We start from the raw sequence: 8,835 nt of genomic DNA, 5'->3' as shown, positions 1-8,835 counted from the left end.
GACGTGCAGCCGGGGGCGGCGGACGGGCGCGGTGAGGAGTCCGGCCAGCTGCTTGCCGCCACTGCCGGAGCAGACCCGGCGGGCGCCGGCCTGTCCGACCGGCACCACCGGGGCGCCGGAAGCCGCGGCGAGGCGTGCCGGGCCGCTGCGGAACGGCGAAGGGGCCGCCTCGCCGGAGCCTTTCCGCTGCGGGATACCTCCCTCGCCGTAGACGAGCACGTGCCGCCCGGCGTCCAGCGCCGCAGCCGCGTCGCGAAGGGCGTCGGCCGCCCGGACCGTGCGCCGGTGCACGGGTATGTGCCCGTCGCGGTCCAGCAGGTACCGCAGGACGGGAACGCGCCACAGCCCGGCGGTGGCGAGGACGACGGGTTCGATGCCCATCCGGTGCAGCCCCGCCAGCACGATGCCGGGGCCCGCGAGGGAGGTGTGGTTGGCGACCAGGATGGCGGGCGTCAGCAGGCCGAGCGGTTCGGCGGAGGTCGTCAGACTGCCGAGCGACGGGACGACGGCGGCGGCTACGCGGCTGAGCACGGTGCTCCAGATGTTCGGCGGCGGGTACGGGCGTCGGGGGTACGGGCGGCGGTGAGGCCGCGCATCGCCCATCGTGGTACCGGAGTTGCCGCCGGACCTGAGCTCCCGCACTCAGCTCGCGCGGTGGTGCGGCGTCCTGCTACTCAGCCCGAGGCGAAACCGCCGGGAAGCGCGGAGGCCGCCGCCCACGGGCCCCGGTGGCGGAGTGCGCGGAGGCCGCCCGCCGGCCCCCGGTGGTGGACTGCGCGGGCGCCGGATACCCACGACGGCGGGCGCGGGCGCCCGCCCGGTCGCCACCTGCGCGGCCCGCCTCACCCGCACTCGGCCTCCCCGGGGTCACCTCACCCGCGCCCGACCCCCGCCGCTCACCCGCGCTCGGCCTCCACCGGGATCCACAGCTTCGCGTCGGCCCGCGCCCCGTCCTCCGTCAGGTCCACGCTCAGGATCTCCGGCCCCGGCCTGCTCCGGTACGGGTTGGACGGGAACCACTGCGTGTACACATCCCGCCACAGGTACTGGAGTGCCTGGGGGAACGGACCGGAGTTCTCGAAGACGGCCCAGGTGCCCGCCGGGACGACGAGCACGTCCATGTCGTCGGGTGCCTCACGGGTGGTCACCACCCCGTGGTAGTAGTCGAGTTCCGTACCCTCCGCGCGGCTCGGGTCGAGCTGGTCGCTCACCCCGACGATCCCCGCCGGCTCCTGGTCGGACAGGGCCGCCATGCGTCCGAGCGCCTCCCGGCCGATCCCGCGGATGAACTCGCCGATCGCCGGGTTGGCACCCTCGTGGACGAGCGGGACGCGGGCCTTCCTGCCGACCACACGGAACTCCTCCTTGGTGACGATCCTGTACCGCATGCTGGTGCTCCCTTCGACGACGAGACGGAAGGACATCCGGGGCTGCGCGTGCAGCGTCGCGCCGGTCCGCCGGGCCTCGCCCGGTCCCACGCCGTGCATGGCGCGGAAGGCCCGGGCGAACGCCTCCCCGGAGCCGTAGCCGTAGCGCACCGCCACGTCCAGCAGGGTCCGCTCACCGGCGAGCACCTCGGCGCCCGCCACGGTCAGCCGCCTGCGGCGGATGTACTCCGACAGCGGGATGCCCGCCAGCGCCGAGAACAGACGGCGCAGGTGGTACTCCGACGTCACCGCGACGCGCGCGAGGTCGGCCGCGTCGATCGAGCCGTCGAGATGCGCCTCGATGTGCTCCATGGCCTGGTTGAGCCGTTCCAGCACCCCGGTCTCCCTTCCCTTTCGCCCACCACGTTAGGAAGACCCCACCCTGCCGGACCCGACATCCTGTGCCCGGCACTGTCGGGCGGGTACGTGAGGACCCCGGCCCGTCCGGGGGTGACCACGGCACACCCACATCTTGACGTGCCCCTGTCGAGATGGGTTGGATGGGAGCGCTCCCATGTACTGCTGAAGCTCGACTTTCCTCGCGTCCACCCCTCTGGAGTCGCAGTGAGACCAGCAAGAAGCACGGCACGGACACGCCCCCTCACCCTCCTGCTGAGAGGCCTGGCCGCCCTCCTCGGGCTCGTGGTGGCCGGTGCGCTCGGCCCCGCCCCCGCGCGGGCCGCGGACCGGGCCGAGCCGGCCGGCGCCCTCGCGGCCGGCCTCCACATCAGCGACGGCCGCCTGGTGGAGGGCAACGGCAACGACTTCGTCATGCGCGGCATCAACCACGCCCACACCTGGTACCCGGGTGAGACGCAGTCGTTCGCCGACATCAAGGCGACCGGCGCCAACACCGTCCGCGTCGTCCTGTCCGACGGCTACCGCTGGAGCAAGAACAGCGCGGCCGACGTCGCGGCCGTCATCGACCGGTGCAAGACCAACCGGCTGATCTGCGTCCTCGAGGTGCACGACACCACCGGCTACGGCGAGGACGCCGCCGCCGGCACGCTCGACCACGCGGCCGACTACTGGATCGGGCTCAAGGACGTCCTCGCCGGCGAGGAGGGCCACGTCGTCATCAACATCGGCAACGAGCCCTGGGGCAACACCGACCCCGCCGGCTGGACCGCCCCGACGATCGCGGCGGTCAAGAAGCTCCGCGCCGCCGGCTTCCAGCACACGATCATGGTGGACGCGCCCAACTGGGGCCAGGACTGGCAGGGCGTCATGCGCGCCCAGGCGCGGACGGTGTACGACGCCGACGCGACCGGCAACCTCATCTTCTCGATCCACATGTACAGCGTCTACAACACGGCCGCGAAGGTCACCGACTACCTCAACGCCTTCGTCGACGCCGGACTGCCCCTGCTGATCGGTGAGTTCGGCGGACCTGCCGACCAGTACGGCGATCCGGACGAGGACACCATGATGGCCACGGCCGAGCAGCTCGGACTCGGCTACCTGGCCTGGTCCTGGAGCGGCAACACCGACCCGATCCTGGACCTGACCATCGACTTCGATCCCGGCCGGCTCAGCTCCTGGGGTGAGCGGATCCTCCACGGCGCCAACGGCATCGCCCAGACCTCGAAGGAGGCGACCGTCTACGCGGGCGGCACGGGTGACACCAAGGCACCGACCGCCCCCGGCACCCCGTCCGTCACGGCCGTGACGGCCTCGTCGGTCAGCCTCGCGTGGCCGGCCGCCACCGACGACACCGGTGTCACCGGCTACGACGTGGTCCGCGTGGGCGGCACGGAGACCACCGCCGTCACCTCCACGACGACCTCCGCCACCGTCAAGGGACTCACCGCCGACACGGCGTACACCTTCGCCGTCTACGCCCGGGACGCGGCCGGCAACCGCTCGGCCCGCTCGGCCACGGTCGGCGCCAGGACCGGCAAGGGCGGCAGCACACCGGGCGGGGCCTGCTCCGTGGGCTACCGCGTCATCGGCGAGTGGCCCGGCGGCTTCCAGGGCGAGATCACCCTGCGCAACACCGCCACGGCCGCCGTCAGCGGCTGGCAGCTCGGCTTCGCCTTCGCCGACGGCCAGAAGATCAGCAACATGTGGGGCGGGGTCGCCACCCAGAACGGCGCCACGGTGAGCGTCGCCCCGGCCTCGTACACGTCGACCATCGCCGCCGGGGGCACCGTGACCCTCGGCTTCACGGCCGCCAAGGGGGCCGCCAACACGGCCCCGGTCGCCTTCACCCTCGGCGGAGCCGCCTGCGCGGCCGCCTGATCGCCACAGCCGTCCGGCGGGGGCGCCGCATCCCCCGCCGGATGCGGTGCGCCTGCGCCGGATCCGGCGGGGGACCCGGCACCGGGCACGGCGGCCGCGGCGGGGCGGGCAGGCGTCAGGACGCCAGCCAGTCCCGGTAGCGGGTGGGCGCGATGACGGCGTCGTCGCCTGCGGTGATGGCGTCGCCCTCCACGGCCGCGAACATGCCGGCCTCCTCGTCCCTCGTGACCGTGCGCCCGTCGCCCCGGGCCTCCAGCGTGATCCGTCCCAGCTCGTCCAGCGGGAAGACGTCGGCGCCCGCGACCTCCCGCGTGCCCCGCAGGGGCGTGCCGACGGCCACCTCCGCGACGGCGCGGGCGACGTCCGCGGACGCCATGGGTTGCAGGGGCGTGGAGGGCAGCCGGACGGTGTGCTCGTCCGCCGTCCAGGACAGCACCGCGTCCATGAACTCGAAGAACTGGGTGGCGCGGACGATCGAGTACGGGACGGGGCCGGCCTTGAGGAGGTCCTCCTGCAGCACCTTCGCGCGGTAGTAGTCGAGCGCGGGCACCCGCTCCGCGCCGACGATGGACAGGATCACCGCGTGGCCGACGCCCGCCTGTCCGGCGGCCGCCAGGAGGTTGCCCGTCGTCCGGCGGAAGAAGGCGGGTGAGGCCTCGTCGAACGTGGGCGAGTTCGTCAGGTCGACGACGGTGTCCGCTCCGTCGAGAGCGGGCGCGAGCCCCTCCCCGGTGAGGAGGTCGACCCCCGTGGACAGGGAGTGCGGCACCGCCTCGTGCCCGGCCGCGTGCAGGATGTCGACGACCTGGGAGCCGATCAGCCCCGTGCCACCGATCACTGCGATCTTCATGTCGTGCCTTCCTCGAAGGGGAGCGTCATGCGTGTTCCGCGCCGCTCCTTCACCGTACAGCCAATCCTGGATATCTTCTATCCGGGATAGCCGGGACCCGGTCCTACCGGCCACGTAGGCCCATCGGCCACGCAGCTCTCGCCACCTCCCGGCGACCACCGGGAACCACCCGGACCGCTTATGCCGTCCTTACGCGGGAACAGCCGCACGCGTCGCGCGGACACGCCGTGCGGATCACGTCACGCCTACGAGGAGCAGCATGAGCGTCCACGGCAGCACGCGCGCCCGGAGCATCGGGACGGGGGCCGCGCGCACGCGTTCGGTCCTCATGGACTGCGCGAAGGCGGGCCTCCTGTTCGCGCTCGTCCTGGGCGCCACCACCGCGTGCGACACCTCCTCGTCGTCCTCCTCCTCGTCCGGTGTCGACCGGAAGCCGAAGGAGTGGAAGACCGGCGACTGCGCCGGGCCGGACACGAGCAAGTCGAAGGACGGTTACCAGGCCCTGGACTGCGACGACCCCAAGGCGACGATCAAGGCCCTCCAGGTCAAGGACGGCGAGATCTTCGCCGGGGCCGTCGAGTGCCCCGCCGGCACGGACGAGATCATCTCGGTGAAGGTCTCCTTCGGCGGCGACGCCGGTGCGGGACTCCCGAGCAAGACCATCTGCGGCCGGAACCTGTCCGGCGAGCACCCGGGCGACGCGGGCATGGGCGGTGGCCAGCTCGTCGTGGGCGACTGCGTCGACGACCAGGCGAAGGAGGTCGCCTGCGCGAGCGGAGGCAGCAAGGTGCTGGCCCTGGCCAAGACGGTCGAGGAGTGCCCGGCGGAGTCGGACGACCCGATCAAGCTGTTCCCGAGCCCGGGCCGGCCGTACGACGCGATCTGCACAACCAAGGCCTGAGGGCGGCCCGGGAGGCACCGCCCCGCGGGCGTCGGGCCCCGGTGGTCACGTCCGCCTCACGCCCCGAGGGCGGGCGGCGGCCGCCGGCAGGGCCGGCCCCCTCGCCGCCCTGGACACCCTCGGCAAGATGGCGGCATGAACACTCACCCGAGCCCGGCGGAAGCACTCGTCGTCGTCGACGTCCAGACGGCGTTCGTCACCGGGAGCGGGGCCCTGCCCGGGGCCGCCCGGCTCCTGGACCGCACCGCCGACCTGATCACGCGGGCCCGGCAGGCCGGGGCTCTCGTCGTGCACGTCCAGAACGACGGACCGGCCGGTTCCGGGGACGAGCCCCACACCCCCGGCTGGGCGCTCCACCACCCCGTCCGGGACGGGGTGATGGAGACGGTGGTCCGCAAGACGCACGACGACGGCTTCCAGGGGACGCCGCTGCACGATCTGCTGTCCACGGCGGGCGTGCGATCGATCGCCGTCTGCGGCCTGATGTCGGAGATGTGCGTCCAGGCGACCGCCCGTACGGCACTGGCGCTCGGCTACCGCGTGGCCCTGCCCCATGACGGCCACGCGACGCACGACATCCCGGCGGAGCCCGGTGTCAGCGAGGCGGTCCCCGCCGCCACGGTCTCGCGCGTCGCCGCATGGGCCCTCAGCGGGGACGCGGACGTCACCATCGCCGCGGCCGACGTCGGCTTCACGGCCCCACCGGCCTGACGGCCCGCCGGCTGCCCGGCCCACGGCACCTACCGCCCAGCCGCCGAAACATTTCGAGGCATTGACCGAAATTTGCCGGAGGACTAGCCTGCCGCCTGCGTCGCCGTCCACAGGCGAGGACGCCGTCCACACACGTGGGTCGATCCCGCTTCCCCCACCCGTACAGAGGGAGCACCACCGTGAACCGAGGATTCCCGACAGTCGGCCTGCTCGTCGCGGGTGCGCTCACCGCGGCCGCCGTCACTCCCGCCCTCGGCGCGGGTGACGGCCCCGACCGGGGCGCCTGGGCGGCGCCGACGGAACGCGACGCCCACTGGGTGAGCACCTGGACCTCCATGCCGCAGCTGACGGAACCGGGCAACATGCCCCCGGCGCCCTTCACCCGGGACGGCTCGGTGATGGCGGACACCACCCTGCGGCAGACGGTCCACGTCTCCACCGGCGGCGAGCACATCCGGCTGCGCTTCTCCAACGCCTTCGGCGGCACGGTACTCCCGATCACCAAGGTCTCCGTGGCCCTGCCGCAGGACGGCAGGGCGGGTACCGGTGCGGTCGAGGCGGGCACGACCCGCCGGGTGACGTTCCAGGGGCGCCCCGCGGTCTCGGTGCCGGCCGGCGCGCAGGCGGTCTCCGACCCACTGGACTTCCGCCTCGCACCCGGCAGCGACCTCACCGCGACGGTCTACCTGGCCACCGGCCAGGCTTCCACCGCCATCACCTCGCACCCCGGCTCCCGCACGACGTCCTACCTGCGGGCCGGTGACCACGTCGGCGACGCCGACCTGCCCGGGGCGACACCCACCGACCACTGGTACTTCCTCAGCGGGGTCGAGGTCTGGTCCAGGAGCACCACCTCGGCGACGGTCGTCCTGGGCGACTCGCTCACCGACGGCCGGGGCTCCACCACCAACATGAACGACCGCTGGCCCGACCGGCTGAACGAACGCCTGAGGGGTGAACCCGCCACCGCGAACACCGCCGTCGTCAACCAGGCGGCCGGGGGGAACCGCCTGCTCAACGACGGCCTGGGCCCCAACGGCCTGGCCCGCCTGGACCGTGACGTCCTGGCACAGAGCGGAGTGGACCGGCTGCTCGTCTTCGAGGGCGTCAACGACATCGGCACGGCCGAAGCCTCCCCGGCCGCCCAGAAGCAGGCCGCGGCCGACGTCATCGCGGCCTACGAACAGATCATCACCCGGGCCCACACCCACGGCATCCGCGTGTACGGGGCGACCCTGACCCCGTTCGGCGGGAACACCGGATACGACGATCCGGACGGCTACCGGGAGGAGGCCCGGCAGACGGTCAACTCGTGGATCCGCACGAGCGGGCGCTTCGACAGCGTGCTCGACTTCGACCGGACCGCCCGCGACCCGCACGCCCCCCGCACACTCCGCCCCTCCATGGACACCGGGGACCACCTCCACCTCAACCCGTCCGGCTACCGGGCACTGGCCGACACCGTCCCGGCCCGGCTGTTCCACCGGTCCCCGCTCCCCCGCGGTTTCGGCTACAACTGACCGTCCGGGGCGGCCCCCGGGCGCGGCGGCCCACCCCGCCCGGCCCGGGGGCTCGTACGGCACTGCCACCGGGCACCGAACCCCGTGGGGGCGGTTCACCTGAGAAGGTACCGCCATGACCCCTCTGCCCCGATTCGCCCCCATGCTCGCGACCCCCGGCACCCTCCCACCCGCGGCCACCGACGACCAGTGGGCGTACGAGGTCAAGCAGGACGGCCAACGGGCCCTGGTCTACCTGCCGGGTGACGGCTCCGTGGAGCTGCGCGCCAGGTCGGGCACCGACATCACGGCGGCCTACCCGGACCTCACCGCCCTCGGGGCGGCCACCGGCGGCGTGGCGGCGGTGCTGGACGGGGAGATCGTCGCGCTGGACAGCCAGGGGCGCAGCGACTTCCAGCGGCTCCAGTCACGGATGGGGCTGTCCGGCTCGCCCGCGAAGGCCGCCCGCACGGCGGAGCGGATCCCCGCCCACCTGGTCGTCTTCGACGCCCTGCACCTGCGGGGAAGGACCCTGGTCACGCTCCCCTACACCGAGCGGCGGGCGGCCCTGGAAGGGCTCCGCCTGGAGGGGCCGCGCTGGTCGACACCGGCGGTAGTCGTCGGCCACGGTGCGCAGGCCCTGGACATGACGCGGGAGGCCGGGCTCGAGGGCCTGATCGCGAAACGGCTGGGCTCCGTGTACGAGCCGGGGGTACGGGCCCGGTCCTGGATCAAGATCCGTCATGCCCGCACCGCCGACGTGATCGTCGGCGGCTGGGTGCCCGGGCGCGGGCGGCTGGGCGGCCTGCCCGGGGCCCTGCTGGTCGGGGAGCCGCACGAGGGGCGGCTGCGGTACGTGGGCAGCGTCGGCACGGGGTGGAGCGACGCCGAGCGGACGGCGCTCGCCGGACTGCTCCGGGTCGCCGCCGTCGACACGTGCCCGTTCGACGAGGTGCCGCGGGTCGCGGGGGCACGGTGGGTGCTGCCGCGCCTGGTCGGCGAGGTGCGGTACTCGACCCGGACCAGGGCCGGCAAGCTCCGCCAGCCGTCCTGGCACCGGCTGCGGCCCGATCTCGCGCCCGGCGACCTGGGGTGAGGGCCGACCGGGTGAGCAGGACCAGCGTGTGCAGCTCCTTGCCGCCGAGGTCGCTGGCGCGGAAACCGAGGATCTGCGCGGCGGCGGGATTGACCAGGACGACCCGGCCG

General features: G+C 73.7%; 8 protein-coding genes. 5 read left to right on the top strand and 3 right to left on the bottom strand.

Annotated elements, in window-relative coordinates:
• The coding region (locus tag ABZ371_RS24350) for a lysophospholipid acyltransferase family protein (RefSeq protein WP_358683242.1) at positions 1 to 531 on the bottom strand (531 nt) is incomplete at its 3' end.
• A gap of 365 nt (positions 532 to 896) precedes the next feature.
• Positions 897 to 1,763 (bottom strand): AraC family transcriptional regulator, encoded by an 867-nt coding sequence (locus ABZ371_RS24345; RefSeq protein ID WP_358683240.1) that lies wholly within the window; start codon positions 1,761 to 1,763, stop codon positions 897 to 899.
• A gap of 228 nt (positions 1,764 to 1,991) precedes the next feature.
• Between ABZ371_RS24345 and ABZ371_RS24340 the strand changes: the two genes are divergently transcribed.
• Positions 1,992 to 3,668 (top strand): cellulase family glycosylhydrolase, encoded by a 1,677-nt coding sequence (locus tag ABZ371_RS24340; protein WP_358683238.1) that lies wholly within the window; start codon positions 1,992 to 1,994, stop codon positions 3,666 to 3,668.
• A gap of 115 nt (positions 3,669 to 3,783) precedes the next feature.
• Here ABZ371_RS24340 and ABZ371_RS24335 read toward each other — a convergent pair whose 3' ends face one another.
• A complete protein-coding gene (locus tag ABZ371_RS24335) occupies positions 3,784 to 4,518 on the bottom strand; it encodes an NAD(P)H-binding protein (protein WP_358683236.1) in 735 nt (244 codons plus the stop codon).
• Between the two features lie 259 nt (positions 4,519 to 4,777).
• Here ABZ371_RS24335 and ABZ371_RS24330 point away from each other — a divergent pair, with 259 nt between their 5' ends.
• From ABZ371_RS24330 to ligD, 4 genes are all read left to right on the top strand, one after another.
• On the top strand, positions 4,778 to 5,419 hold the full coding sequence (locus ABZ371_RS24330) for a hypothetical protein (RefSeq protein WP_358683234.1): 642 nt from the start codon (positions 4,778 to 4,780) through the stop codon (positions 5,417 to 5,419).
• A 135-nt stretch (positions 5,420 to 5,554) separates the two neighbouring features.
• Positions 5,555 to 6,130, top strand: a complete 576-nt coding sequence (locus ABZ371_RS24325; protein WP_358683232.1) for an isochorismatase family protein — start codon at positions 5,555 to 5,557, stop codon at positions 6,128 to 6,130.
• Positions 6,131 to 6,309: 179 nt separating this feature from the next.
• Positions 6,310 to 7,650, top strand: coding sequence for an SGNH/GDSL hydrolase family protein (locus ABZ371_RS24320; RefSeq protein ID WP_358683230.1), 1,341 nt, complete (start codon positions 6,310 to 6,312; stop codon positions 7,648 to 7,650).
• A gap of 115 nt (positions 7,651 to 7,765) precedes the next feature.
• Positions 7,766 to 8,725, top strand: a complete 960-nt coding sequence (gene ligD / locus ABZ371_RS24315; RefSeq protein WP_358683228.1) for a non-homologous end-joining DNA ligase — start codon at positions 7,766 to 7,768, stop codon at positions 8,723 to 8,725.
• Positions 8,726 to 8,835 lie beyond the last annotated feature (110 nt).

The organism is Streptomyces sp. NPDC005899 (genome assembly GCF_040629645.1).
In the GTDB taxonomy this organism is placed as follows: domain Bacteria; phylum Actinomycetota; class Actinomycetes; order Streptomycetales; family Streptomycetaceae; genus Streptomyces.
The sequence above is the reverse complement of the archived record's forward strand: the minus strand, read 5'-3'. Positions and strand labels throughout refer to the sequence as shown.